A 25,274-nucleotide genomic window follows, 5' to 3' on the forward strand; every position below is an offset into this window, starting at 1 on the left:
TCCTTGCCGGAAACAGATCCGCGACCCTCACCCCCGACGTAGCATCAGGTTCTGCATGAGCCTTCAGTCTAAGCCGGTAGGACATGGACCCACTCCCGGAACGCAGGGCCTTTGTTTTCGTTGGTAGAAATGACGTTGGCAGATCCGACGGTCAATCAACCAAGGCAACAGGAGGAATTTCACATGGTCCGCAAGATACTGGCTACGGTGGCCACGGCTGCTCTCATGTCGACGGTGCTGTGCACCGCCGGTGCTTACGCCGCAAATACCGCCAAACCCGGTGCCCAGACGGAGGTCGTTGCTCCGGTCACGGATGGCAGGCTCGTTTCCAAGATCATGGGAGCCGCGGTCTACGACAGCACCGCAGATGACGCGACGAAGATCGGCGATGTTAATGACATCGTCCTCGACAAGAACGGGAACGCCAAACTCGTCGTCATTGGCGTCGGGGGTTTCCTCGGCGTGGGCGAAAAGAATGTCGCCTACGATTTCAACAAGCTTGAATGGATCAACAAGAACGGCGATCGCTGGCTGGTCGCAAAGACGACCAAAGATGAGCTTAATGCTCAGCCCAATTTCGATACGACGGCCTACGATCCTGCGGCAGCCTCGATGACCCAGCCGAGCAAAAGCACGGCGGACACTCAAGCGACAACTGCCAAAACCGATACGACTGCGACGGCCTCGATCGACAAGTCGAGCTTGACCGAAATGCCGTCAGACAAAATCAGCGCGGCAAATCTGATCGGAACCAACGTCTATGGCGCAGACGATGCGAAGGTCGGCGAGATCGGCGACGTGATCCTGACAGGCGACAAGAAGGTCGACTCGATAATTGTTGATGTAGGCGGCTTCCTGGGCATTGGCGAAAAGAAGGTCGCCGTCGGCATGGAGAACCTCAAGTTCTTGACCGACAAGAACGGCAATCGCTACCTCTATACGAACTTCACCAAGGACCAGCTGGAGGCGCAAACTGCCTACGACAAGGCCACTTACGCCCAAAACCGCGATAAGCAACGGATAATCATCAACAAGTAAAGAACTACCGAAGCGCTCGTCGTCCACGGCGGGCGCTTTGGTCATCCGGTGACAGAAGCGGGCCTTGAAATTAGCCGACGAGGTTCGTCATAGCTCTGCAGCGATCAGCGACCTCGTCCTGTCTGATGTCCCTCGCGTGTCGAAAGAGACGCGGTCAGAGGGGCTGGCCTGACCTCGCAGATCAGTCTCTCCTGATATCCGCAGCATAGCGGTGACTAAGATGTATCTCATCCAAATCCTGTTGCCACTATCAGACAACCAGGGTCAGCCGTACCCCCGAAGAGATTTCGACCGTCTGAAAGAGGAACTGGCGGCTCGCTTCGATGGCGTCACGGCCTATCTCCAGGCACCTGCGGAGGGTCTTTGGAACGACCGCGGAAAAACAGACAGTGACGATATCGTCGTCTTCGAGGTGATGACGCCAAGCATGGATGTTTCAGATTGGCGGCGCCGGCAGGGCGACCTGGAGCACCTCTTTCGGCAGGAAAATATTGTGGTCCGCTATTGGACGATAACACTCGTTTGAAGCTCAGGCTCGCTGGCCACTCCGGAACAAGACGGCATTCAGGTTGCGAGGCGAGAGGCCTGGTCGCACCTGGCGCCGACGCTCAATGTCATCGGCAAGACGCATGATCGGCATCATCCAGATCGCACTGCCATTGTATCAATGACGACCGGCGCCTCCACCGACACGGTCGTCTCCCACGATCATGGCAAGCGTTAACCGCCACACCAGGGTTGTCGTCAAGACCCACTCCATTTGGAACCGCCGCGTCTCCTCATCGTTGAACCAAAGGCTCCATAACTTCAAAGCGATAGTGGCACGTGACCAACAGCTCGACATTCATAAGCGTGCGGCTTGAGTTTTTTGAACCAAATTTCCAACCGATAGGGATCGGATCGATGCTGGCTGCAACAAATGCCGTGGCTGCCGCTCTTTGCATTGCACGGCCCAAGCAATGACCGATGTCAGCTCGGAAGTTGAGCGAGAGCAAAGCAACACGGTTGCCAAAGGGCCATTTCAACGTTTCCTGCGCATTATTGGCCCCGGCTTCATCACCGGCGCCTCGGATGACGACCCCTCAGGGATAGGCACGTATAGCCAGGCCGGAGCCCAACTCGGGTTCAACATCGGCTGGACCATGCTCTTTACCTTTCCTCTTATGGCGGCGATCCAGGAGATTGCGGCTCGGATAGGTCGCACCACGGGCAAAGGCATCTCGGGCAACCTTTCTCGCTATTACCCTGCCCCCCTGCTTTATCTTGTGGTCGTCCTGCTATTTTCCGCCAATGTGATCAACATTGGTGCCGACTTAAGCGCGATGGCTGATGCGCTCAACCTTCTGATCGGAGGGCCTAGCTCGGTCTATGTCCTGGGGTTTGCGCTGGTCAGCGTGGCGGCAATCGTGTTCCTCAAATACAGCCGCTACGTGAAAATCCTTAAATGGACCACGCAACGGCAGGAGACGGCTTTCGTTCCGGCGACTTCGCCACACCAGAGTCCCGAGGCGAAATTCATACCTGCGCGGTTGGCCGCGGCTGGCGACCGGAACTGGCGGTGACGCCACGCGTTCTCCAAAGATCTTTCGGCAATGGAGATTGGGCGCTATGGGCCTGTTTACGAAGGACATCAGGACGATGGACGATCTGTTCCTGCACGTTTTGCAGGACATCTACTATGCCGAAAAACAGATCCTGAAGGCGCTCCCCGATATGGTTGAAAAGGCCACCAACCGGGATTTGACGGCGGCTTTCAAAGCCCACCTCGCCGAGACGCAAAAGCACGTCCAACGGCTCGAGCAAGCCTTCGAGCTTATCGGTGAAAACCCGAAGGGAACGACCTGCCCGGCGATCGATGGCATCATCAAGGAAGCCAACGGGATCGCAGGCGAGGTTGCCGAGAAGAAAGTGCTCGACGCCGCCTTGATTGCCGCCGCGCAGGCCGTCGAGCATTATGAGATTACCCGCTACGGAACTCTGATTGCGTGGGCGCAGCAGAGCGGCAACGAAGCCGTCGTCCGCCTTCTCACTGCGACCCTCAACGAGGAAAAGGCGGCTGACAAGAAACTCACTACCATCGCCGAACGGAAAGTCAACGAGAAGGCGTCGAGTTGATCGATGCGCTCGGGGACGCTTGCATGAACGCGCGCGCTGAACTCACCCGATCCCTCTGGATGAAGGTCGCCGTCTATCCCGATGCGCCGAAATTCTCGGGCAAGAAGAGCTGTGACACAGTCATCATAGGGGCCGGGATCGCCGGACTGTCGATCGCTCACGAACTGGCCAACATCGGCCAGAAGGTCATCGTCATCGATCGCGGAACGATCGCCGGCGGTATGACATCGCGAACCACGGCGCATCTGGCGCCGATCTGTGACGATGGGCTCAGCGCGTTGATCAACCTGCGGGGTGAAGACGTTGCAAGGCTGTTCCAGCAAAGTCAGGAGGCCGCGGTCGCCCGCATCGAGGAAAACGTCTCGGAGTTACGGATCGACTGCAATTTTCGCAGGTTGGACGCGTTTCTGTTTCCGGCGATGGGTATCGACCCCAAGGACGCCCGCGATCGACGCCAGCAAGAATTCGATGCGGCACGAAAGGTCGGGGCCGCTGTCGAACTGGTAACTGGCTTGCCGCTCAAGGGCTTCGAGGAGGCGCCGGTCCTGTGCTACCCCAACCAGGCGACTTTCCATCCGTTGAGATATCTGCGTGGGCTTGCGGGATCGATCCGCGAAAGCGGCTCCCTCATTTTCGCCGACAGCGCCGCGACCTCCGTCGAGGAACTGCCCGAGGACGGCGTGCGCGTCTCCACCGAGAACGGCGGCGTGATTGAAGCGGGATCGGCCGTCGTCGCCACGAACTCGCCGATCAACGATCGCTTTCAGCTGCACACCAAGATGTCGCCCTACCGGACCTACGCGATTGCTTTCACATTGCCGAAGGGTGCGCTCCCCGATGCGTTGTTCTGGGACACGGGCGATCCTTACCACTACGTCCGAATGAATCCCGGTCCCGGCTCGGTTGACTATCTGATCGCAGGCGGAGCCGACCACAAATCCGGCGAATCCGACGACGGCGACATTCGTTTCGAGGCAATCGAGGCCTGGATAAGAGCGCTCGTGCCAAGCTTGGGCAAAGAGGTCACGCGCTGGTCGGGGCAGGTTCTGGACACCATCGACTATTGCGCCTTCATCGGCCTCAATCCCGGCAGCAAGTCGGTCTATGTCGTCACCGGCGATTCCGGCCAAGGAATAACGCATGGCGCGCTGTCCGGCTTGCTGGTGAAGGATATGATTTCGGGCAAGGAGAACCCGTGGGCCGAGGTCTACGACCCGTCGCGCAACACGCCCTCCGGCGTGATCAACTATGTTCGTGAAAACCTGTCCGCGGTCAAAAATCTCGCCGGCTATTTGCTTCCGGGTGACTTGAAGTCACTGGCCGAGCTTGCGCCTGGCCAAGGCGGCGTCCTGCGGGACGGACTGCGCAAGATCGCAGCCTGCCGCGATATGGCTGGAAAGCTCTATCTGAATTCCGCCGTCTGCACGCATTCTGGATGCGAAGTGGCCTGGAATTCCACCGAGCAGTGCTGGGACTGCTGCTGTCATGGCTCCCATTTTGCTCCCGACGGCATCGTGCTCAACGGGCCGGCCGTTGGTCGTCTCAACCCCGTGGACGCACCGGCGGGAGGAACATGATGCCCATACTTGAGCGCGGCAAAACACTCGTCGAGAAGATCACCGGCTGGCAACGACCCTCAAGCGACGAGCTCGGTCGGCTGGTGCGCCAGCGCAAGGCCAATGCATTCCGCTTCGAGGACGACGGCATCATCCCCAATCATCCCCACTGGCCGTTGGTCGTCTATCGCGGCGTCGTGAAACTGCCTGCCGAATTCGATCCGGCCGCAATCTTCGAGGAGCTCTTCGAGCGCAACAACTGGAAGGGGTCCTGGCGAAACGGCATCTACGATTATGCGCATTACCATTCCCGCATACATGAGGTTCTTGGCGTCGCTCGCGGATCGGCAAAGGTGAAGTTCGGAGGCAAGCATGGCCGCACGCTCACCATCAAGGCGGCAGACGTCGCTATTTTGCCAGCAGGCACTGGTCACCAGTGCCTCGCGGCGAGCAAAGACTTTCTCGTGGTTGGCGCCTACCCGCCCAACGGCACATACGATGAATGTTCTAGGAGCGAGGACCATGCCCACGCCGTCAAGACCATTTTCAAGGTCGCTAAACCACGACAGGATCCCGTCTACGGTGGCAGCGGTGCGCTTTTCGACATTTGGAAAGCATTTCGGTAAGCGCTGAGCGCTTCCGCCCATTTCCTCTGGATGCCTCGATGGCGGGCGGACAAAGGACCGCGCCAATGCACTTCGCCTAAGGAGCAACTGGCTCTGATCGCCGTTAAGACGGACAGAGATTATGGACATCAACGTTCCCAGGAAAGACACAGGCCTTGACGAGCGACGTAAGCGCCGCAGGCTGCGCCGCGAAAAGCAGCGCGCAGAGAACGTGGGGCGCGCGGAAAAAATGCACCTCGCACGGCTGGCGGGCAAAGGGCCCGGCCGCCATTCGACCGAGTTGGCAAACTCCGCCTATGTCGGCTGCTCCGGATGGTTCTACTGGAAATGGCGCGGAAAGTTCTATCCGGCTGAGATGCCAACCTCCGAATGGTTCACTCATTATGCGCAGCAGTTCGACACCGTCGAAATAAACGCATCCTTCTATTCCTGGCCGACCGTCGCGAATGTGAAAACCTGGCTTCGTCAGCCCGGAACGCGCGCGTTCGTTTACACCATAAAAGTCTGTGAGCTGATCACGCACGTCAAGAGATTCGAGGATACCGAAACCCTGGTAAAAGATTTTGGACTGATAGGCGATATCCTTGGCAAGCGGATGGGCTGCTTTCTCTTCCAGTTTCCGCCAAGCTATCGCTTCACCGAGGAGAGGCTCCGCGCCATTCTGAGCCAGCTCGACCACACGCGACGCAACGTTGTGGAATTTCGTCATGCCAGCTGGTGGAACGAGACCGCCTATTCCGCCTTCCGCGAGAGCGGCACGATATTCTGTTCCTGCAGCGGTCCACGGCTTCCGGACGTTCTGGTTCGCACAGCCAACGATATTTACCTCCGAATGCACGGTCCGGAGCGCTGGTACAGGCACGACTATTCCGAAGGCGAGTTAGCCGAATGGGCCGAGAGGATCAAGAACAGCGGCGCGCGGAGAGCCTGGGTTTATTTCAACAACGACTATGAAAGCTTTGCGCCCTGCAACGCTTTGACCATGCGCCGGCTGCTCGATCAAACAGGCTTCGATCAAGCTCCGTCCGAAGTGGATGTTCCCGTGGCGGCTCCCTCATCATAGTATGAAATCCGCGTCCGATGAATCCGCCAACAAAGCGCTAGCTTCTGGGGCTCGGCATGGTGTCCGAAAGTTTGCGAGCGGCCAGAAACATTATCGTGTACGCGGCTTTTCGCCGGTCCCACCCCGCAGCGGCGGTTCTGTCGAGCAAATCGTCTAGAACCGGGTCGAGCGCGACCTTCAGTTCCGCTTCGTAGTTCAGATCGGTGGCCGCGTGTGACGGCGGCGGAATCACGTTGAAGTTCGTCACGTTCATGGCTTTATCCATTTGTCAGGTGCCCGCGCCTCATGGGCGCGGACACCGCCGTTTCTCGTCAGAAATCCATGCCGCCACTCGGCATAGCCGGCACCGCGGGTTCCTTCTTCGGCTTCTCGGCAACCATCGCTTCCGTCGTCACCAACAGGCCGGCAACCGATGCCGCATCCTGAAGTGCGGTCCGCACTACTTTCACCGGATCGATGACGCCCTCGTTGTAGAGGTCGCCAAACGCGTTGGTCTGTGCGTTCCAGCCCCAGCCGAATTCCGGCCTCTCGCGTAGCTTGCCTACGATGATCGATCCTTCCGCGCCGGCATTCTCGGCGATCTGTCGCACGGGCGCTTCGATCGCCCGGCGCACGATCTCGATACCGTGCTTCTGGTCCTCATTCTCGGCCTGAACCCTGTCCAGTGCCTTGGCCGCACGCAGAAGCGCTACGCCGCCACCCGGTAATACGCCTTCCTCGACCGCAGCGCGCGTCGCATGCATGGCATCGTCTACGCGGTCCTTGCGCTCCTTGACCTCGACCTCGGTCGAGCCGCCGACCCGGATGACGGCGACACCGCCGGCGAGCTTGGCTAGCCGCTCCTGCAGCTTTTCCTTATCGTAATTGGAGGTCGTCTCCTCAATCTGCGCCTTGATCTGGCTAGCGCGGCTCTGGATTTCGCTCTTCGAGCCGGCCCCGTCGACGATGGTGGTGTTCTCCTTTTCGATCACCACCTTCTTGGCGCGGCCGAGCATCGCCAGCGTGACATTCTCAAGCTTGATGCCAAGATCTTCCGAGATCGCGGTCCCGCCGGTGAGGATGGCAATATCCTCCAGCATCGCCTTGCGACGATCCCCAAAGCCGGGCGCCTTGACGGCAGCGACCTTCAGGCCACCGCGCAGCTTGTTGACGACCAGTGTCGCCAACGCTTCGCCCTCCACATCCTCGGCAATGATCAGCAGCGGCTTGGATGACTGAACGACAGCCTCCAGCACCGGGAGCAGTGCCTGCAGATTAGACAGCTTCTTTTCGTGGATAAGCACATAGGGCTCTTCCAACTCGACACGCATCTTGTCCTGGTTGGTGATAAAATACGGGCTGAGATAGCCACGGTCGAACTGCATGCCTTCGACGACTTCGAGTTCGGTCTCGGCGGTCTTGGCTTCCTCGACCGTGATGACGCCCTCATTGCCGACCTTTTGCATGGCTTCCGCAAGGAAGCGGCCGATCTCGGCGTCGCCATTAGCCGATATCGTACCAACCTGGGCGATCTCGTCATTTTTGGTGATCTTGCGGGCATTGGTCTTCAGCTCAACCACGATGGCTTCGACGGCCTTGTCGATGCCGCGCTTCAGGTCCATCGGGTTCATGCCCGATGCAACCGCCTTGGCGCCTTCGCGAACGATCGCCTGGGCAAGCACGGTCGCGGTGGTGGTGCCGTCGCCGGCGATGTCGTTGGTTTTCGAGGCAACCTCGCGGACCATCTGCGCGCCCATGTTCTCGAACTTGTCCTCAAGCTCGATTTCCTTGGCGACGGTGACGCCGTCCTTAGTGATGCGCGGGGCGCCGAACGACTTGTCGATGACGACGTTGCGGCCCTTGGGGCCGAGGGTCACCTTCACCGCGTCCGCGAGGATGTTGACGCCGCGCAGCAAGCGCTCGCGGGCATCGGAATGAAATTTGACTTCCTTGGCAGCCATTGGATCACTCCTTGTCTGGGCAGTTTTCATTGACTTGATTGAGGGTTCTATCGAAGCCCCGGTCAGGCGGCCTTCTTGACCGCCGCAGCATTCTCGATCACGCCCATCACGTCGCTTTCCTTCATGATGAGCAGGTCCTCGCCGTTGAGCTTGATTTCAGTGCCGGACCACTTGCCGAACAGAATGCGATCGCCCGCCTTGACGTCGAGAGGCGTGAGCTTGCCGCTCTCATCTCGCGAACCAGGTCCGATGGCGATGACCTCGCCCTCCTGCGGCTTCTCCTTGGCGGTGTCGGGGATGATGATGCCACCGGCCGTTTTCTCATCGGCCTCGATGCGGCGGACCAGGATACGGTCATGCAATGGACGGAACGCCATATCGTTCTCCTTCTGGACAAACAGATTTTTGAGGTTCTTCCACACCGGACCGGCAATATCGGATCGGTGCGGGGTGCGGCGACCCCTCGCGGGCATCGCGCGCATATCGAGCTAGTTCTGCGACTTTTCGGTTTCAAGAGGTTCGGCAGAATTTTTTTTCACTCGCACCAATCGAGTGCTAGTGCCATGAAAACATGTGGCTAATTTGGATTACAGCCGTGCATTCCCGCTTGAATTTTCCCGACGAAGGAACAAGATAGTCCGAGCCTTCGCCGCCGGCGATGGCCTCAAAACAGGAGTCTGACAAAGGAGCTTTTGGAAAGACGGAGGATCACGATGGACCGACACAATCCCAAGCCGATCATTCCTTCTCTTGTTCCCGAAACATCCGACCTCGCGCTCGACCGTTTGTTGTCGCCGGCGCGCCATTTCACCCATCCAGACGACGTCCTTAAGGAGGATACGCTCGACATTCAGGAGAAGCGGGCGATCCTCTCGTCCTGGGGCTCGGATGCCTGCGCGGTGGAATCCGTTCCGACGCTGCGCCGACCGCCGGGAGCCGAGCAGACGATCACCTTCGATCAGATCATGGATGCCCTATGCCGGTTGGACGACGCAAACCGCCCGATCCCGGCTGAGAGTGGCCACAGGCACATGTCTGACCGCCTGGACGCCTGATGTCGTAAGTCAAGGAGACGCATATGGTCACTGCGGTCAGCAGGGAATTCCTCCTGCAGATGGAAGGCTACGGCCTGACCACGGCCGAAATCCACTACCATTTTCCTGACCACCCGAGCCTGCTTCAGCTCTATGTCTGGCAGGAATACGATCTTGCGCCGAACTTCCCGGAGCTGAAAGGCTTTCTCGACTATTGGGAAAGCGAGCTGGACGGCGCGCTGCACTCCGTGCGCGTTGCCCACCACCGGCTGATCAAGCCGTCGGGATGGCGCGCCGTCGACGGGGTCATTGCCATCCAATGAAGCTCATCTCGGGCCGCAGGGCGCCGATCATCCGTGGTTGGCTTGACTTGCGAGGAGCGCGCGCTGCCGGCAGAACCAACCCAGCCCGCCTTGCCGCCCTGAGGAAGGCCTTGTGCGCATCGCGGGCGCTGCGCCATCCGTCCAGCGCGTCGCGGCAGGCGCGCGCGGCAGCACGCCAACTCCCTCCGCGCGCCCAATGGGGCCACTGCTGGTCCAGGCATTCTAGTGCCTCTAAACTGCTGGCGACCCTGCGCGAGGAGAGGGAAAATCCCAGGGTAACAGGTTCGGGAAAACGAACGTCATTCATCACTTCCTCCGTTTTTCACGTCTTTTGCCAGCAAGTAATCGTCCTGCTCGGGGCGCCAAGAGGAGCTCTTGCCGCACCGGAGCGCTCAATCGTCCTCGTCGGCATCAAGGAGGTCGATCAGTTGGGCAACGCGCGTGCCCGGCAGCGGCCGTCCTTCGCCCATCAGCGCCTCGTCGCGTTGAACGCCGGTGGACAGGATATCGGCGATGAGCGTTTCGTCCATCGGCCCAAGGACCGAGACAAGGTCCTCACGTGTCATTATCATCGTTTCCTCCGTCCATGTCCGGAAACGGACGCCACCACGGGCTTCTCGATGACAACCTCGACGCCATCCGGGTCAAGGGCGTAGGGCTAGCAGCTACAGGGCATCGCATCCATGGGCTGGTCGCCCGGTCCCGATCCGCATCGGCAGGAAGCCTATCTGGCGGGGTCAATTTCTTCCTTGCCAACTCGCATCCCCAGCCAACGCTCCAAGGACTGGCGGTTCGTCGTGGTTTTAGATGATCAGAGAGATCAGAGGCCATGTCGCTCTCCGCTTGTACTGATCCTTTTCGCGATCGACCGGATGCTGCGGCGGTACGGAGACCGCCGCTGCGAATTTCAGGCATCAGTTTCCACAGAGTGGTCCGCGCCGATCTTCGGCCCTGTCATCCATGACGGCGCCACGGGGACATCCTCGATAACCCCGACCCTGCGAGCCCAAGTCGTAAAGGTTTTGTGTGCCGCCTCGAGAGACTTCCCGCCGTCGTAAGCGGAACAGCACGTTTCAGATGCCGCCGCGTGAAGAAGGCCACGTCTTTCGACCGGCCATTCCTCAAGGAACTCTATGGCATCCATAACACAGTCGATCCTTCGGAGAACGAAGCCGTCGTCCCTCACAAAAATCGGCTGCTTGAACGTTCCACTTTCCATAGCAACCTCCTTCTGGCCGTGGAGCGCATACGAGACCCCATTCAGCGGGAATAGCCGTGCAAGGGACACGCACAATTTCCACAGTGACGCGATGGGGTCACAGAAAAAATATTGGAAGTGCCTCTTGTGAGTTCAAGAGATTGGCACACCGGGTTTCCACCCTTCCGCGGCGGTTTGACTGGCTTCCGATTCAATGACCCTCCGTCCGAAGAAATCCGCAGTGCCGGCTAGCCGCGCCCCCAATTCATTTTCCTTTGGCTCGCAGCTTGCCACCCTGAACCGAGGGTGGGAGGATCTGGTCTGGGCTTCCTGTCACGAAGACAACGACCATGCCCTTGCCGCGTGACAGTTCCGATGCGATCTGCGTGGCGTTCTGCAATCCCTCCCCGATTGGCGAAGGACGGCGGCAGCTCAATCCGCCGCCGCCCCCAACTGCCTCAGTGCTTGATTTCGATGCGCTTGGCCTGGGACTGCGCTTTCGCGGTCTTCGGCAGCGTGACCGTCAGCACACCGTTCTTGAAGCGGGCGTCTATCTTGTCCTGCTCGACCTCGTAACCGAGGCGGATACGGCGCTCGAAGCGGCCGTAGTAGCGCTCCGAGAACTGCCTGTCCTTATCTTCCATCTCCGAGCGCTTCTCGCCCTTCAGCGTCAGCACGCCATCGTCGAGCAGGACCTCGATGTCCTTCTCCTCCAGACCGGGTACTTCGGCGGTCACCTTGACCGCCTTCTCGCCGTCGGAAATCTCGACGCTCGGCCAGCCGCCGCCGAAGGAAGAAGCCCTAAAGGCCGGCAGGCTGGAATCAAAGCCACGGAACACGTCGTCGAACAATCGATTCACTTCGCGATGCAAGGACAGGAATGGATCGCGATCATTGTCTCGAAAGACGCTCGGAAGCTGGTCGCCATTGCCACGGCTCCACGGAATAAGATCACGGACACTCATATGTCGTCTCCTTCTGTTCGGTCATGGATTACAAGACTTTCCGGCGCGCCGGGCCCATCGTCCGGCGCCTTGTCCAGTCGGTCAACCGGACAGCGTCAGGCAGCCTGGGTGTCGGCCTCGATCTGCCTCGCCTCGGCTTTCGGCTTTGCCTTGACGCTACCGATTTCGATGCGGCGCGGCTTCATCTCTTCAGGAATCTCGCGCTTGAGATCGATCGTCAGCAGACCGTTCACGAGGCTGGCGTTCACGACCTTGACATGGTCAGCCAGTTCGAACCGTCTACGGAAGGCCCTTTCGGCAATGCCGTGGTGCAGGTATTCGGCATTGTCTTCCGCGGGCTTCTGGCCGGACACCATGAGCATGTTGTGCTCCTGGGTGATGTCCAGCTCATCCTGCGAGAAGCCGGCCACCGCCATGGTGATGCGGTAGTCGTCCTCCCCTTTTTTGGCGATATCGTAGGGAGGCCAGTTGTCGACTGTCTCCACACGGCTCGCGGCTTCGAGCGCGTTCAACATTCGGTCGAAGCCGATGCCCGACCGGAACAGGGGGGTGAAGTCGAAAGTGTTTCTCATAGCCACATCCTCCTTTGAGCAACATGGGTACAAGCTTGCTGTCGGACGCTTTCTTGCATCCGTCCGACAGGCCGGTCCCGAAATGGGCCTCCGGCATTTTACGATTTAGTTAGGCGATTTCGCCATTCAAGGCCTGAAAAGGCAGTCTGCCAGCTTAGTCCGGTCGGGAAGGTCCTGGCTGGAATGCCAAGGCGGAGAGGTATCGATCTTCAAGACTATGCAGCGCCACAGTTTGCGGCGCATTGCGGCTGGTGACCTCGGGGCGACGGCCGAATGGCCGTCGCCCCGAGGTCGATTGCTGATCAGACGTGCAACGGTTTCGCCGTGTTTTTGACTGGCGTCATCGTTCCGTCTTCCACCAGGATGTCCTTCTTCCTAGCGAACCGCACGAGAATGCCGCGCGCGGTCTCTGCGTCGATGTCGCCGGCCAGCGCGGCTTTGCAGGCGCGGATCGCCGCCTTTTGCTCCGGACTGTTGCCACACCAATCCGTGACGAACTGGTACGCATCGACAACGGAGTTCAATTGCCGCGGAAAACCAAGCCCGACCCAAACGCGAACGGGCTTTTCGAAAGGCTGGGAAAGCATCATTTCCTCCCTCCGAAACAGTCAGGCGGCAATGCCGCCGGTCTGGCCCATCTTCGCGCCGGCCATCCAGGGCATCGCCGTTGTAACATCCTCGAGGATTTTCACCGACCGGGCAAAGCCGGCGAACGCGTCGCGGGCGACTTTCAAGGGCACGCTGCCGTCGAAGGCGCGGCAGCATGCCCGCTTCGCAGTCTCATAGATCACGCCGCGCCGGTGCAAAGGCCATTCATCGAGGAAATCGAAGGCATCCTCAAGGCAGGCTATTTCCTGAATGAGACCTTCCGCGGCCCTCACGAACAAAGGGCTTTCGAATGTTCTCTCGCTCATAGAAACCTCCAATTCTTTGAACGATTTCGGGTTGTTGACGATGGTCGCCCCAACGAACGGCGGCGACCTGCGAAAAATATGTGAAGGTCGATTTCCAGCGTCAAGACCGGATGATCACCGTCGCAAAAATTTCTGGGAACCTAGCTCTCGATAATGGCGCAAGCGAGTTCGCGGGGGTCTTCGTCGAGCGTGCCGATGAGCGCCGACGACTCGCCAAGCGCATCTGCCGGTAGGTAGTCCATTCCATTAACGAAAGAGCCAAGAACAAATGCCTGGCCTCCAGCCCGCGTTCCACACCGCGACTTTCGAATCACAAAAGGCCAACATTGGCCTGCCCATTCCGTCAGTTCCGTTGATCAATAGTAATGGCTGGAATGGGGCCGAGATCGGAACGTCCGCTTTCGGGATGATTGGGCTAGAAAGCCAACCTTTTCACACCGCCATCGTAGCGCCGATCGCTTTGGGCCCCAGCGGACGTTCGGATACTTGCAAGACTACTCTCACTCCGGAACTCGCCGTCTCATCGCATTGGGCGGTGCGAAGAAGCAGTTCATATACTCCTCACTTGGATGCAGGCAGATATGAAAAATTGTGGTCACCGGACGGCAGCGCCTCCCTATACGGAATCTGAAACAAATGCTGTCGGGTCACTAGGTGGTGGTCGCCAGGAAGTAGTGTAACGGAAAAGCCACTCGGTCCAGTCTTCACCGATGCGCCCGGGATGCGCTCGCAATCGCCTCCCAGGTCATCTCCCTTGCATCAAGCTGGCGGATAAGGCCAGCCGCGTACCGCATCATGCGCGCCCGCGCTTCCGCCCGAATCAACGGGTACAGACTCGCAATTGACGCCGCGGAATGGCCTATCGAACCGACAGGCCGGAGCCGGTCGGCGGCCATCATAGCTCTGGCCATTGCCTTGTTTGCGGCAGGACTCCTCTGGGGCTTTAATCATCGCGTCGATGGGAGTGGCGCCGGGGCAGCTCTGCCCTCCGTTGCGGTGCTGCCATTTGGGATGATCGGTGGTGATGCGGACCAGCAGCGGCTGGCTGACGGCCTGACCGAGGACATCATCACTGACCTTGCCCGATTTCCAGAATTTCGGGTGATAGCTAGCAATACGACCACAGCCTACAAGGAGAAGACGTCTAACACGAAAGAAGTGGGGGCGGCCCTCAATGCTGCCTTCAATGTCGAGGGCTCGATCCAGCGCCAGGACGATCGCGTGCGCATCACGGCGCAACTTGTTGAAACTGCGACCGGCAAGCACATCTGGTCGGACCGGTGGGATCGGCCCGAAAACGACTTTTTCGCGATTCAGACCGAGATCGCGGAGCAGGTCTCGAACCGGCTCGGCGGTGGCGCAGGCCTGATTCAAGAGGCGGGCCGCCGGGAGGCGCATCGCAAGCCGCCAGCGAACCTCAACGCCTCCGAGCTCTATCTTCTCGGCACCGAGCGGCTCGAGCGGATCAATCGCGACGATCTGGAAGAGGCGATCCGGCTTCTCACACGGTCGCTGGAGGTTGATCCCTCCCTCGCCCGGGCTTGGATCGAGCTTTCGCACGCCCACAAGGTCCTTGCCGGCTTCGGGGTGGAGCCCCTGCGGAACCGAAAGCAGGCTGCCGATGCTGCGATGCGCGCGGTCACGCTCGACCCGGGTGACGCAGAGGCGCATGTGGTCCGCGCGATTACCCTGGCCGAGAGCGCCGATCTGGCGAAGGCGAAGGCGGAGTTCGACACGGCCCTCAGCATGGCGCCGAACGAGTTCGAGATCCTGACCTTCTACGTTACCTGGGCGGCCATGTTCGGCGAGCCCGAACGCGGAGCCGAATTGGCCGACAGGGCGATCAGCCTGAACCCGAACTTCCCGATGTGGAGCACCCGTCCGCTCAACGTCACCTACTTCTGGGCCGGCCGTTACGAGGACGCCCTGCGCATGACGGACCGGCTCGGCCCTGACAATTACGATCGCTGGGTGGGGACGTTTCGAGCTGCCGCGCTTGCGGCTCTGGGCCGGACGGATGAGGCGCGGACGCTTGTCGCGTTCACCCTCCAGAAGTATCCGGACTTGAGCATAGAGGGAATAATCGCCAACCTCCCCTTCACCGAGGTACAGCGGAACCGGCTGATCGAAACGATGAGCCTCGCCGGCTTTCCACGCTGTGCCAAATCTGAGGACCTCGCCAAACTTGAGCAACCGGTCCGGTTGCTCGGATGCAAGTCGCCGTAGACGGCAAGCGACAGACTGCATGATCGAGTGGGGCGCATTCTGTTCGCACGAAGGCACCGTAAGGAGGTATCGCCATGATTATCCGCATTTATCGCGGCACGGTCTTTGCTGGAAAGCAGCGTCTCTGGCAGGAGCGTGTTGAGTCACTTTCTATTCCCTGGCTGAGGAAGCAGGCGGGCCTCATCGCCTTTTACCCCGGTAAGCCACCTGCGGAGAGTACGGGCAGGACGTTCTGCATGGTGATGGTCTGGGATGGCCTGGAGTCGGTGAAGGCTGCTATCGGGCCAGACTGGAATAACGCGATTTATCATGGCGATGAAGCCGAGTTGATCGAGTCTGCTCAAGTCGAGCACTTCGAGCTCTTTCCGTAGGCTGCCGAGTGCAGGGCAACAATTGGCCGAAACCGGACCGTCAGGTCTCGACTGTCATTGCTTCAATAGCGGCCCTTCTGCAGTCGACGCGATTCCGGCAAGAGCGATCTGCTTAGTCGATGGCGGCTTTTGATCCTCGCGCGACGTTTCCGCTGCGCAGCGGATGGCCGACTTGGGTCATCAGTTCCGGTTCCGGAAGGACATTCTTGCCCCGCCACTTCCAGACATTTCTGGTCCTATTAAGGGGACCTTCAGCCGAGGCCGAATCGACTCTTCTCGGACCCGTTTTCACGCATCCATGATGGGCTTTTGGTGTATTATTGTGTTTTCATACAGGAGGGGGACGTGGACGTCGCCACCTGGCTTCGCGATATCGGCCTGGGACAATACGAGAAGGCCTTTCGCGACAACGATATTAGTGGAGAGGTTCTTGCCCACCTGAGGGCCGAGGATCTGACGGGACTCGGCGTGACCTCCGTCGGTCACCGGCGCAAGCTGCTCGATGCGATTGCCTCATTGGCCCTGGTTTCGAGGTCGGCGCCCATTGGCGCATCCGCATCGCTGAAGACGGCGCTGCCTTTATCTGCCCCGACAGAGGCAGAGCGGCGGCAGCTCACGGTGATGTTCGTCGACCTCGTCGGGTCGACCGAGCTAAGCCGACAGCTCGACCCCGAAGAACTGCGGGCGGTGATGCGGCGTTACCGAAGCGCGGTAACCGATGAAGTTGACCGTTTCGGAGGGCACGTCGCCAAGTTCTTGGGCGATGGCATTCTTGCATATTTCGGCTGGCCGAAGGCACAGGAGGACGCGGCTGAACGGGCGGTCAAGGCTGCCCTTCGCATTGTGGCAGCAGCCGGTGGAATCAAGACGCAAGAGGTTCCTCACCTTCGTGCACGCGTCGGTATTGCCACAGGGTTGGTGGTCATCGGAAGCCTAGGGGAAGGGGAAGCAGAGCACCCGGACGAGATCGTCGGGGAGACGCCGAACCTCGCGGCACGGCTGCAGCAGGCGGCAGGGCCGGACCGGGTTGTGATTTCCGAAACCACCCGGCACCTCGTCGGGGGGATTTTCGACCTGGAGGACCTGGGAAGGCAGCCGATCAAGGGGATCGGCCCCTCGGTAGCCCTCTGGCGGGTCCACGGCATCGGGCGCAGTGAAAGTCGGTTCGAGGGACTTCACGGCACGATACTCACGCCGTTCGTCGGCCGAGGCCGCGAGATTGATCTGCTGCTCGAGCGCTGGGGGCGGGTCAGGCGAACGATGGGCCAGGTTGTCCTCCTAACTGGGGAACCCGGGATCGGAAAATCGAGACTGGTGCGCTTCTTCGGGGATCGAGTGAGAGGGGACCGGCTCCAGGCAATCCATTTCGACGCCTCGCCATACTACGCGAACTCGGCGCTACGGCCCGTCATCTCGGAAATCCGGCGCTCTGCGGAGTTTGCAAACATTGACCCGGACGAAACACAGTTCAGGAAGCTCGAGCTTCTTCTGGGAAGGGCTTTGGCCGATACCACCGGCGCCATCCCTGTCATCGCCGATCTGCTCGGCGTTCGAACCGGCGAGCAGCATTCGTTACGTGATCTGACCCCTCAGCAGAGGAAGGCCATAACGTTTGCAGCGCTGCTGAACTGGGTTGAGGGGCTCGCGACGCGGCATCCGCTGCTCATGGTCATCGAGGACGCACAATGGCTCGACCCGACAACGCTGGAATTGGTCGATCGGATCAACGATCGGATCGCCCAATTGCCCGTGCTGCTGCTCGTCACTTTTCGGCCGGAGTTCAAGCCGACCTGGAGCGGCGCACACGTTGACTGGATCGTGCTCGAACGGCTCGATCCGATTGAGGCAGCCGCAGTAGCCGAGGCCGTTGCGGGCAAGCGTCTTCCGCAGGAAGTCTTGAACGAGATCGTCGCGCACACCGACGGCGTTCCGCTGTTCATCGAGGAATTGACCAAGGCGATGCGCGATCTCAACGTCCTTGTCGACGCAGGAGATCATTTCGACCTTTTGGGATCTCTGCCTGCAGTCACGGTTCCCGTGACACTTCAGGACGCGCTGATGGCTCGGCTCGACAGCCTGCCGCCCTCCGCAAGGCATGCCGCGCAAGTCGGTGCCGTGATTGGGCGGGAGTTCGATCGTACGCTGCTGGCGAGCGTGAGCGACATGCCTGCCGGTGAATTGGAGACGGCGCTCTCGGAACTGATCGGAGCCGAGCTAATCTTGAGCGGCGGCACCCCGGCCAGCCCGGCAAATATCTTCAAGCACGCTCTCATTCAGGACGCCGCCTACGAATCGCTCCTCAAAAGGCGCCGCCGGGAACTGCACGGCGCGATTGCCGACGCGCTGGTCAACAGATTCAAGGACACGGCCACAGCTCATCCCGAACTCGTCGCCGGCCACTACGGCAGGGCCGGGCTCGTCGAACAGGCAGTGCCATATTATCAGGCTGCGGCACGCACGGCGATCATGCGCTCGGCGACAAGAGAAGCGTTGGGTCAGCTCAATAACGGTCTCTCGCTTCTCGAAACGCTGCCGGAAGGCTTGGAGCGCAACCAACTTGAACTCGGGCTCCGCCTTGCGCTCGGCGATGCGCTCCGGGCGGCTAGAGGCACGGCGGCAGTCGAAACGGGCACCGCTTATGCTCGCGCCCGATTCTTGGCAGGGCAAACGGGAGCGGAGCACGAGAACCTCCGGGCCTGCTATGGCGAGTTTCTCTGTTACTACAATCGCGCGGAGCTCGATCGCGCGCGCGAAGTCGAAAACCAGCTGATGCGCGCGGCGGCGCGCGCATACGGCGAGGGTGGCCCAATCGGAGCGGACGCCGCCGGATTCGTTGCCCTTTGGATGGGCGATTTTGCCACCGCACGCTCTTTCCTGGAACAGCGGGTCTCGACAAGAGCACCTGACCTGGACCCTCTGCTCGGTGCGGACATCGCCGACGCCGGACCGAACCTATACCTTGCCCGGACGCTACTCATTCTGGGCTACCCCGAGCAGGGGTACCGGCGGTGTCGGCAGGGTCTGGAAACTGCGGAGAATACGCGCCAGCCCTTCGCGATCGCGTTGGCTCTCGCCAACACGTGCGTCTACTACCAGTTGTGCAAAGACTGGCTCGCCCTTCGGCGCGACAGCGAGCGCCTGATTGCTCTCGCGTCCGAAAAGTCCATGCCTGCAATGTTGAATAAGGGACGGGGCTTTCGAGCTGCCGCACTCATCGCTGAAGGAAATGGAACCGAAGGCCTCGAGACCCTCAAATCCTGCTACGAGCACGACGTGAACGCCGATTACCTGGTGATGATGCCGTACTACGGGTCTATTCTGGCTGAGGCTTACCTTAGTAGTGGCAACGTCGAAGATGCGCGACGCGTGCTCGACGACGCGTTCGAGCGTGCGACTTCGACCGGCGAGCGTTGGTTTGATGCCGAGCTGTACCGACTGAAAGGGGAGTTTGCTTTGCGCGAGCCTGGTCGCGACGGCGACTTGGCGGCAGAATCTTTCGGCAAATCGGTAGAAACTGCCGGGGCGCAGGCCGCCAAATGGTGGGAGTTACGAACTTCGACGCGACTCGCACGGCTGTGGGCGGAGCGAGGCGCCCGGGAGAAAGCCCACGATTTTCTGACAAACGTTCGCGACTGGTTCACCGAGGGTTTTGAAACTGCCGACGTCAGAGAGGCCGAGGCACTGCTCAGCGAGCTGGAGCGTGCTACGCTATTTGGCTCGCCCTCGGCTCGGCGTGAATAGCCGTGGCCGTTTGTTGGTGGAAGGGGCAGCGCGTTCAAAGGGCGCTGTCGCGCCAATTGCAGTCATTCCAGTCTTTCACAATCGAGAGAAAACGAATTGCCCAGATTTGCTTCTGCGTGAAGCGGTCGCTTGGTGCCGTACCTTCTTTCCCACGTTCCAAGCTACGCGCTCGCGCCTATCTAGCATCATCGAATTGAGAATGGCCCATGTGAGTTCTCCTCGGCTGGGATTGGCCGAAGTACAAAGGTGCAGGGCATTCGCCGCTTGGGGGCGATAAGCGGACTGGCGGCTTTTGGCGTCGGAAGAACGATAGCGGACGCAACTGTCAGAAGGACTGGTGCCTTCGCCTGACCACCCCGGACGTTGAGTTGACCCCAGGCAACAGTTGGAAACTGGTGCCGAAAACGGTCCTTTGGTTGCCGCTATCTAATGAAGATTCCGGAATGGGGACTTCAAATCAGCAGCGTCCGAGGATATCGACCTTGATGGGTTGGTCGAAGACGAGCGAACCCTCACTATTGAGGTGCGCCGCTGCAAGTACCTCCGCTATTAGGGCCGATTTGTCTTTCTCCACAATGTCGCGTCGCGATAGATCGACAGCTACGACGCGATCCAAAAAGTCTTCCACTGTTCGAAAGACTTCTCGACGAACATAGTTCAGCGTGGTCATCCGGATGAGCATTCCAGAGAGTATGGCTGTTTCGATTGCGCGTTGCGCCGCTTGCCGGACAACGGTCTCGTCTTCGATCAAGAGAAGGACGGAGAAGAAGTTGCCGGTGGGCAACGGCTCGATGATGATCACAACGCCGTCTGGCCTAACAACACGGCCAGCTTCGCGAAGCGCTGCCGCATCGCCATTTCGGGAACGTGGTGGAGCACGGATCATCACGGCAATGTCGAATGTCGCCTCGTCAAAAGGAAGCGCCTCGGCAACACCTTTGAGGAAGCTGACCTGCGGAACAGCGGCGGTGGCAGCCCGTATAGCGTCCACTCCCGGATCGATAGCGGTTACATATGCGCCCTCAGCAGCAAGTTGCCTCGCAAAACTGCCGGTGCCGCAACGTTGCACTGCTCGTTCCCTTGACCGGCGCCCGCGGCCAGGCCAGCGGCCCGTTCGTCTGCTTCCTCCTGAGGTCGAGTCACTTTTGTTGCGATGTGGCTCACCAGATGGTCCGACTCCTCTGCAACGGCCGGAATGGTGCCTGATTTGCGCGTTACCGCAAAGTCGAGGCCGGCGAAATAGAGCCCGGGAATGGTGCCCATACCGTCCTCGTGCTTCGGCTGGCCGGCCTCATCGAGGACCCCGGGAATCTTCACCCATGAAAAGTCGCCCGAGAATCCGGTGCACCAGATGATCGAAGAGATGCCGCTTGCGGCCAAGTCGGTCGATCGGATCGGCGGGCTCGGCACGCTCGACGCAACCGTTTCAGCAGGATCATCCTCAGCCGGCGGCGCATCGATGCCGGCGCGCTCGATGTACTCGTCGATCACCCGCTTCGCGTAGGCCGAGGCTTCGTCTGCGAACCGCATGTGGTCGTCGACGTCGTCACCGAAGGCCAGGCTGCCATTCACGATGCCATTGAAACGGCCGAGCAATACGACCCCTTGGGCGCTAAGGACTGCAAGCTGATTGTGTGGGTCGCGCCGAGCAGCGGGCGCGGCGGCGGCCTGCCGCCGTTTTCCAGTATGAGCTCACGGCGCGGCACGTCGGCAAAGCCGGAGATGGTGAGCCAGTTGAACGAGTCGCCACCCCGGTAGCGGCGCATTAGGCGGCCAGTGCGGCTCGTCGCCAGAAACACCCGACGTCCGGCTTGCACCAGATCCTCGGCAATCTGGCCACCCGATTGACCACTCTCGACGACTAGCACGGCGCCCTCAACAAGCTCGGCCGGGTTGCGGTAGGCAGAGGAATCGACCTGGCGAACTATGGTCGGCAGGTCTGACCACCATGCTGGCCGGGCCTGGCAGGAAATAGCTGACGCCAAGGCCGGCCGAGCCAGCGCCTATGACGACCGCATCAAGAATCCCCCTCATGTGCCCCCGCCAAAATCGTGCCGCCGATAACGACTGCGTGTGAGGGCGAACGACACCAGGCTCACCCTGCAAAGGCAGCAGCATACTGCAAACTGCTGTTTCCGGGAATTCCAAAGGACGAAAGCCACCCCGAATCCAAGCCCCCGAACCACCGTCGACTGTATCGACTGTCAGTCTCTTCTGATTACGAATATCGTCTGCCAACGGCTGAAACCGGTCACTTCACGGGTGCGGTGCCAATGGCTGATCTGAAGCGCAAGGCCGACGTTCGGCAGACTGGAGCGCTTCTGATCCTGTCGTGGCGGGAAAGCATCGGTTGGTTGATCGTCCAGGCTCACCGGAGGAACAGCGACACTTATGGACTTGTCTGCACGCCGTGACTATCCTGATGCAGCAGTCACGATCGTTCTGGTGACGGATGGCCAAACATAGCGCGCCGCGACGCCTCGCCGCGATAATGAGCGCGGACGTCGTAGGGTATTCGCGCCTGATGGGGCTCGACGAAGTGGGGACTCTCAAAGCGCTGAAGCAGCGGCGCAGCGAAGTCCTGGCACCTCTCATCGCCAAATACCATGGGCGTCTCGTAAAGGTGATGGGCGATGGGGTGCTGGTGGAGTTCGCAAGCGCGGTGAACGCCTCTCAATGCGCGCTTGATCTGCAGCACGAAACAGCGAAGGCCAATGGGCCACTGCCTGAGCCCAAGCGCATCACCTTGCGCATTGGGGTCAACCTCGGTGACGTTATCGTCGAGGGGAGCGATATCTATGGCGACGGTGTCAATGTTGCGGTGCGGCTCGAAACCGTCGCGGAGCCTGGCGAAGTGTGCATTTCCGCGAGCGTGTTCGACCAGGTAAAGCGCAAGCTCGACGCCGCCTTTGACGATTTGGGAGAGCAAGCACTAAAGAATATTGCCGAGCCCGTGCGCGTGTATCGTCTGCGGCCGCTGCCGGGCGGTCATATCGAAAGTGTCATCGAAGCGACCCCGCCGAGGCTTCCCGCCAAGCCTTCTTTGGCGGTTCTTCCGTTCACCAACATGAGCGGCGATCGCGAGCAGGACGTCTTCGCGGATGGGCTGACTGAAGACCTAATCACCGACCTGTCTAGAAATGAGGGGTTGTTCGTCATCGCGCGACACTCCACGTTTGCTTACAAAGCCAAGGCGATAGACGTCCGCCAGATCGCCCGCGAGCTTGGCGTCCGTTATGTGTTGGAAGGCAGTGCGCGCCGCCTCGACGGACGTGTTCGGATTAACGTCCAGCTTATCGACGCGACCGGCGGCGATCACCTCTGGGCTGAGCGGTTCGACCGCAGCGTCGAAGACATATTCTCGGTGCAGGACGAGGTAACGGGCAAAATTGTCGAGGCCCTTGTCGGCCGACTTACCACGTTGCCTGCGCGCAGCCGCCCGAAAAATCTCGAGGCCTATGAGCTCTGCTTGCGAGCGCGTCCACTCATCGCCCACCTTGCCGGATCCGCCGAAGCAATCCGCGAGTGCGAGATCCTGCTGAGAGAAGCGGTCACGATCGAGCCGGATTATGCTGAAGCCATGCGCTGGCTGGCCTTCACGCTTTGGTCGTATTGGGCTCACAGCATAGGCTCGCCGGAAACTAAGAGGCTAGAGTCGATCGAGTTTGCGCTTCGTTCCGTAGAACTCGATCCGAACGACGCTGGCAATCACTGGGTGGTTGGCTACCTGCAGGCCTATGAGCGTCGTTGGGCAGAGTCGGAAGCCGCTTTCGCCGCCGCTCTGGCGCTCGATCCCAACCACGCGGATACCCTTGTTATGAGTGCCGAAATGCTGATGTGGGACGGCCGTATCGTTGAGGCCAGGGACATGATCCTCAGGGCTTTTCGGCTTAATCCGCACCCAGCCGGCTGGTATTTCTGGATCTTGGGAATGGTCCACTACGCTGCCGGCCGATATGATGCGGCAATCGACACCCTGCGCAATGAGGCGACCTATCGCTCGGGATCAAGGAAGGTGCTTGCAGCCGCGCTTGCACTGGTGGATCGCGACCGCGAAGCTCGTCGAGAGGCGAACATCTTTATAGCCAATAACCCCCAGTTTTCCCTAGGACGGTGGGCTGCCTCCCAGCCGGCGCGCCATTTGGTCGTGGTCCAATACTTCGTCGAGGGGATGCGCAAGGCCGGGCTGCCTGACTGACAAGTGTGCCGGTCGTAAATACGCCAACGGCGGCTCTCGGCGAACCACGACGTCTAGCGAGGTCGCCGGTTATGTCCGCTTTGAGGCATTGGCGAAGCTGACTTCAACGGCCGACATGAGGCGCGAAGCTGCCATCCAGAACGCCCAAATACCGAATGTCCCACTTTGTCCATAAGCACCCGCAATTCAGCCTGATGCGCGACGCAGAAAGTTCGAAAAGCTTCCAGGAACCCCAGCGAATTAGACGCACTCTGGCGAGTTTCGCCTCAGCGAAATCCATCTCACAGCTTCGCTGGTGGGATTTATCTCGGCATCGCTCAAAATTGCGGTATAGGACAGATGCGTGAGGCGTGCTTTATCCCTATTTTAGGAGCGAATACTTGAGCGATCAGAACGAAGCCCAAACGGCCGATCTCGTCGGGCTGACTGCAGACATTGTTTCTGCCTATGTCAGCCAAAATCCACTACCCGTTGCTGGGTTGCCAGATCTCATCGCGTCGATTCATTCGTCACTGACAGGCCTTGGCCAGCCGAGCGTGACTGAGTTGCCGAGTCAGGAGCCAGCCACAAATCCCAGAAGGTCGGTAACGCCGACTACATCGTCTGCCTGGAAGACGGGAAGAAGTTCAAATCGCTGAAACGGCATCTCGCTGTACACTACGGGCTCACTCCGGACGAATATCGCGAGAAATGGGGATTGAAGCCGGATTACCCGATGGTTGCGCCGAACTACGCGGCTCAAAGATCGACGCTCGCAAAGGCGGCGGGGCTCGGACGCAAACCGCAGCCCACCCTAGCCAAGAAAGCTCCTGCCCAGCGCAAACCTAAGGGTTAATGCGGCGAGCTTCTGGAGCGTCCCATCTCGGACGCTCCTTTTTTGTTTTTCGCCCGAAACGATTGACCGGCACGTGCCGGGACGCGCACTACCTTATCCTAGGGCGTCCTTCGACATTTGCGTTCTCGACAGAGCGTCGCCGATAGCAGAACAATGCTTCCGCCATAGTGGCGCGCAAGGCGCGCTGAGCAATCGTCTGGCGGAAGATCAGGCACGCGCCTTCGTAGCTGCTATAGACGTTCGCCGCTGTCGCAGCGGCGGCATAACGCCGCTCGCCTCACGAGCCGATGCGGCGCAATGTCCTTGATGATCAGGAGGATCACTTCCCCCGGCAAGCAACGACCTACTGGAAATTGAAATACAGTGCCGGCGGGTACTGCGACCCGTCGGTGGCCGGCACACTTGCCTGCGCCGCGGGCTTGACCCCGCCTGTGGCCATGTTGTCCAGCGGCGGCTTGGCCTGCTCGGCCTTGGCGGCAACTTCCTGCGTCACCGGGACTTTCGTCTGGGCCTCCGCCGTCTGCGACAGGGCAAGCACGACGAACAGCCCTGACATAAC

27 protein-coding genes and 3 pseudogenes are annotated in these 25,274 nt (G+C 59.9%); 15 read left to right on the top strand and 15 right to left on the bottom strand.

What is annotated here, in order from left to right; all coding sequences use genetic code 11:
• Nucleotides 1–183: 183 nt before the first annotated feature.
• From EN846_RS31330 to EN846_RS31360, 7 genes and pseudogenes are all read left to right on the top strand, one after another.
• The gene (locus EN846_RS31330) at nucleotides 184–1,038 is read left to right on the top strand and encodes a PRC-barrel domain-containing protein (protein ID WP_127391096.1); all 855 of its coding nucleotides are present in this window, start codon (nucleotides 184–186) and stop codon (nucleotides 1,036–1,038) included.
• A 220-nt stretch (nucleotides 1,039–1,258) separates the two neighbouring features.
• A complete protein-coding gene (locus tag EN846_RS31335) occupies nucleotides 1,259–1,564 on the top strand; it encodes a hypothetical protein (RefSeq protein ID WP_127391097.1) in 306 nt (101 codons plus the stop codon).
• Nucleotides 1,565–1,997: 433 nt separating this feature from the next.
• Nucleotides 1,998–2,492: pseudogene (locus EN846_RS31340) on the top strand (divalent metal cation transporter); the annotation flags it as partial.
• Between the two features lie 154 nt (nucleotides 2,493–2,646).
• Nucleotides 2,647–3,153, top strand: a complete 507-nt coding sequence (locus EN846_RS31345) for a ferritin-like domain-containing protein (RefSeq protein ID WP_127391099.1) — start codon at nucleotides 2,647–2,649, stop codon at nucleotides 3,151–3,153.
• Between the two features lie 23 nt (nucleotides 3,154–3,176).
• Entirely contained in the window at nucleotides 3,177–4,730 is a 1,554-nt protein-coding gene (locus EN846_RS31350) for an FAD-dependent oxidoreductase (RefSeq protein ID WP_127391100.1), read from the top strand.
• Nucleotides 4,727–5,335 (top strand): cupin, encoded by a 609-nt coding sequence (locus EN846_RS31355; RefSeq protein ID WP_348630849.1) that lies wholly within the window; start codon nucleotides 4,727–4,729, stop codon nucleotides 5,333–5,335. Before EN846_RS31350 ends, EN846_RS31355 begins: the two co-directional genes overlap by 4 nt.
• Before the next feature lie 121 nt (nucleotides 5,336–5,456).
• Nucleotides 5,457–6,398: a DUF72 domain-containing protein gene (locus EN846_RS31360; protein WP_127391101.1), complete on the top strand. Its 942-nt coding sequence runs from the start codon at nucleotides 5,457–5,459 to the stop codon at nucleotides 6,396–6,398.
• A gap of 37 nt (nucleotides 6,399–6,435) precedes the next feature.
• Here EN846_RS31360 and EN846_RS31365 read toward each other — a convergent pair whose 3' ends face one another.
• The 3 genes from EN846_RS31365 to EN846_RS31375 all read right to left on the bottom strand — a co-directional run bounded on the left by EN846_RS31365 (nucleotide 6,436) and on the right by EN846_RS31375 (nucleotide 8,715).
• The gene (locus tag EN846_RS31365; protein WP_127391102.1) at nucleotides 6,436–6,651 is read right to left on the bottom strand and encodes a hypothetical protein; all 216 of its coding nucleotides are present in this window, start codon (nucleotides 6,649–6,651) and stop codon (nucleotides 6,436–6,438) included.
• 58 nt (nucleotides 6,652–6,709) lie between these two features.
• Nucleotides 6,710–8,338: a chaperonin GroEL gene (groL, locus tag EN846_RS31370; protein ID WP_127283144.1), complete on the bottom strand. Its 1,629-nt coding sequence runs from the start codon at nucleotides 8,336–8,338 to the stop codon at nucleotides 6,710–6,712.
• A gap of 62 nt (nucleotides 8,339–8,400) precedes the next feature.
• Nucleotides 8,401–8,715 carry a co-chaperone GroES gene (locus EN846_RS31375; RefSeq protein ID WP_127283145.1) on the bottom strand — a complete coding sequence of 105 codons (315 nt, stop codon included), beginning with the start codon at nucleotides 8,713–8,715 and terminating at the stop codon, nucleotides 8,401–8,403.
• Nucleotides 8,716–9,051: 336 nt separating this feature from the next.
• Between EN846_RS31375 and EN846_RS31380 the strand changes: the two genes are divergently transcribed.
• Together EN846_RS31380 and EN846_RS31385 are read left to right on the top strand one after the other, a co-directional pair.
• Nucleotides 9,052–9,393 (top strand): hypothetical protein, encoded by a 342-nt coding sequence (locus EN846_RS31380; protein ID WP_187331502.1) that lies wholly within the window; start codon nucleotides 9,052–9,054, stop codon nucleotides 9,391–9,393.
• Between the two features lie 23 nt (nucleotides 9,394–9,416).
• Nucleotides 9,417–9,695: an usg protein gene (locus EN846_RS31385; RefSeq protein WP_127391453.1), complete on the top strand. Its 279-nt coding sequence runs from the start codon at nucleotides 9,417–9,419 to the stop codon at nucleotides 9,693–9,695.
• On the opposite strand, the gene EN846_RS31390 is transcribed toward EN846_RS31385, so the two are convergent.
• The 7 genes from EN846_RS31390 to EN846_RS31420 form a co-directional block, all read right to left on the bottom strand.
• A complete protein-coding gene (locus EN846_RS31390; protein ID WP_127391452.1) occupies nucleotides 9,679–10,002 on the bottom strand; it encodes a DUF982 domain-containing protein in 324 nt (107 codons plus the stop codon). The two genes, EN846_RS31385 and EN846_RS31390, sit on opposite strands and share 17 nt — an antisense overlap.
• 85 nt (nucleotides 10,003–10,087) lie before the next feature.
• Entirely contained in the window at nucleotides 10,088–10,267 is a 180-nt protein-coding gene (locus EN846_RS31395) for a hypothetical protein (protein ID WP_127391451.1), read from the bottom strand.
• A 335-nt stretch (nucleotides 10,268–10,602) separates the two neighbouring features.
• A complete protein-coding gene (locus EN846_RS31400) occupies nucleotides 10,603–10,914 on the bottom strand; it encodes a DUF982 domain-containing protein (RefSeq protein ID WP_127391455.1) in 312 nt (103 codons plus the stop codon).
• A 437-nt stretch (nucleotides 10,915–11,351) separates the two neighbouring features.
• On the bottom strand, nucleotides 11,352–11,858 hold the full coding sequence (locus EN846_RS31405) for an Hsp20/alpha crystallin family protein (RefSeq protein WP_127391450.1): 507 nt from the start codon (nucleotides 11,856–11,858) through the stop codon (nucleotides 11,352–11,354).
• A gap of 95 nt (nucleotides 11,859–11,953) precedes the next feature.
• Nucleotides 11,954–12,430, bottom strand: a complete 477-nt coding sequence (locus EN846_RS31410) for an Hsp20 family protein (protein WP_127310912.1) — start codon at nucleotides 12,428–12,430, stop codon at nucleotides 11,954–11,956.
• A gap of 302 nt (nucleotides 12,431–12,732) precedes the next feature.
• Nucleotides 12,733–13,020: a DUF982 domain-containing protein gene (locus EN846_RS31415; protein WP_245493252.1), complete on the bottom strand. Its 288-nt coding sequence runs from the start codon at nucleotides 13,018–13,020 to the stop codon at nucleotides 12,733–12,735.
• A gap of 18 nt (nucleotides 13,021–13,038) precedes the next feature.
• Nucleotides 13,039–13,344 (bottom strand): DUF982 domain-containing protein, encoded by a 306-nt coding sequence (locus EN846_RS31420; protein ID WP_127391449.1) that lies wholly within the window; start codon nucleotides 13,342–13,344, stop codon nucleotides 13,039–13,041.
• A gap of 80 nt (nucleotides 13,345–13,424) precedes the next feature.
• Between EN846_RS31420 and EN846_RS35400 the strand changes: the two genes are divergently transcribed.
• Nucleotides 13,425–13,577, top strand: a complete 153-nt coding sequence (locus EN846_RS35400) for a hypothetical protein (RefSeq protein WP_187331503.1) — start codon at nucleotides 13,425–13,427, stop codon at nucleotides 13,575–13,577.
• Between the two features lie 267 nt (nucleotides 13,578–13,844).
• Here the strand turns inward: EN846_RS35400 and EN846_RS36170 are convergent.
• Nucleotides 13,845–14,151 (bottom strand): annotated as a pseudogene (locus tag EN846_RS36170) (hypothetical protein); the annotation flags it as partial.
• Between the two features lie 108 nt (nucleotides 14,152–14,259).
• Between EN846_RS36170 and EN846_RS31430 the strand changes: the two are divergent.
• The 3 genes from EN846_RS31430 to EN846_RS31440 all read left to right on the top strand — a co-directional run bounded on the left by EN846_RS31430 (nucleotide 14,260) and on the right by EN846_RS31440 (nucleotide 19,682).
• Nucleotides 14,260–15,570: a hypothetical protein gene (locus EN846_RS31430; protein ID WP_187331504.1), complete on the top strand. Its 1,311-nt coding sequence runs from the start codon at nucleotides 14,260–14,262 to the stop codon at nucleotides 15,568–15,570.
• 74 nt (nucleotides 15,571–15,644) lie between these two features.
• The gene (locus EN846_RS31435) at nucleotides 15,645–15,941 is read left to right on the top strand and encodes a hypothetical protein (RefSeq protein WP_127391447.1); all 297 of its coding nucleotides are present in this window, start codon (nucleotides 15,645–15,647) and stop codon (nucleotides 15,939–15,941) included.
• Nucleotides 15,942–16,286: 345 nt separating this feature from the next.
• A complete protein-coding gene (locus EN846_RS31440; RefSeq protein ID WP_127391446.1) occupies nucleotides 16,287–19,682 on the top strand; it encodes an adenylate/guanylate cyclase domain-containing protein in 3,396 nt (1,131 codons plus the stop codon).
• 457 nt (nucleotides 19,683–20,139) lie between these two features.
• On the opposite strand, the gene EN846_RS31445 is transcribed toward EN846_RS31440, so the two are convergent.
• The 3 genes from EN846_RS31445 to EN846_RS36595 are packed head-to-tail and all read right to left on the bottom strand — an operon-like array spanning nucleotide 20,140 to nucleotide 21,550.
• Nucleotides 20,140–20,751 (bottom strand): class I SAM-dependent methyltransferase, encoded by a 612-nt coding sequence (locus tag EN846_RS31445; RefSeq protein WP_187331505.1) that lies wholly within the window; start codon nucleotides 20,749–20,751, stop codon nucleotides 20,140–20,142.
• Entirely contained in the window at nucleotides 20,691–21,278 is a 588-nt protein-coding gene (locus tag EN846_RS36590) for a hypothetical protein (RefSeq protein ID WP_187331506.1), read from the bottom strand. The genes EN846_RS31445 and EN846_RS36590 overlap by 61 nt, the downstream gene beginning before the upstream one ends.
• On the bottom strand, nucleotides 21,251–21,550 hold the full coding sequence (locus EN846_RS36595; RefSeq protein WP_210236133.1) for a hypothetical protein: 300 nt from the start codon (nucleotides 21,548–21,550) through the stop codon (nucleotides 21,251–21,253). The genes EN846_RS36590 and EN846_RS36595 overlap by 28 nt, the downstream gene beginning before the upstream one ends.
• A 584-nt stretch (nucleotides 21,551–22,134) precedes the next feature.
• Here EN846_RS36595 and EN846_RS31455 point away from each other — a divergent pair.
• Together EN846_RS31455 and EN846_RS31460 are read left to right on the top strand one after the other, a co-directional pair.
• Entirely contained in the window at nucleotides 22,135–23,880 is a 1,746-nt protein-coding gene (locus tag EN846_RS31455) for an adenylate/guanylate cyclase domain-containing protein (protein ID WP_127391444.1), read from the top strand.
• 380 nt (nucleotides 23,881–24,260) lie between these two features.
• Nucleotides 24,261–24,715 (top strand): annotated as a pseudogene (locus EN846_RS31460) (MucR family transcriptional regulator).
• Nucleotides 24,716–25,058: 343 nt separating this feature from the next.
• On the opposite strand, the gene EN846_RS31465 reads toward EN846_RS31460, so the two are convergent.
• Entirely contained in the window at nucleotides 25,059–25,271 is a 213-nt protein-coding gene (locus EN846_RS31465) for a hypothetical protein (protein ID WP_127391443.1), read from the bottom strand.
• Nucleotides 25,272–25,274: the final 3 nt, after the last annotated feature.

The organism is Mesorhizobium sp. M4B.F.Ca.ET.203.01.1.1 (assembly GCF_004791025.1).
In the GTDB taxonomy this organism is placed as follows: domain Bacteria; phylum Pseudomonadota; class Alphaproteobacteria; order Rhizobiales; family Rhizobiaceae; genus Mesorhizobium; species Mesorhizobium abyssinicae.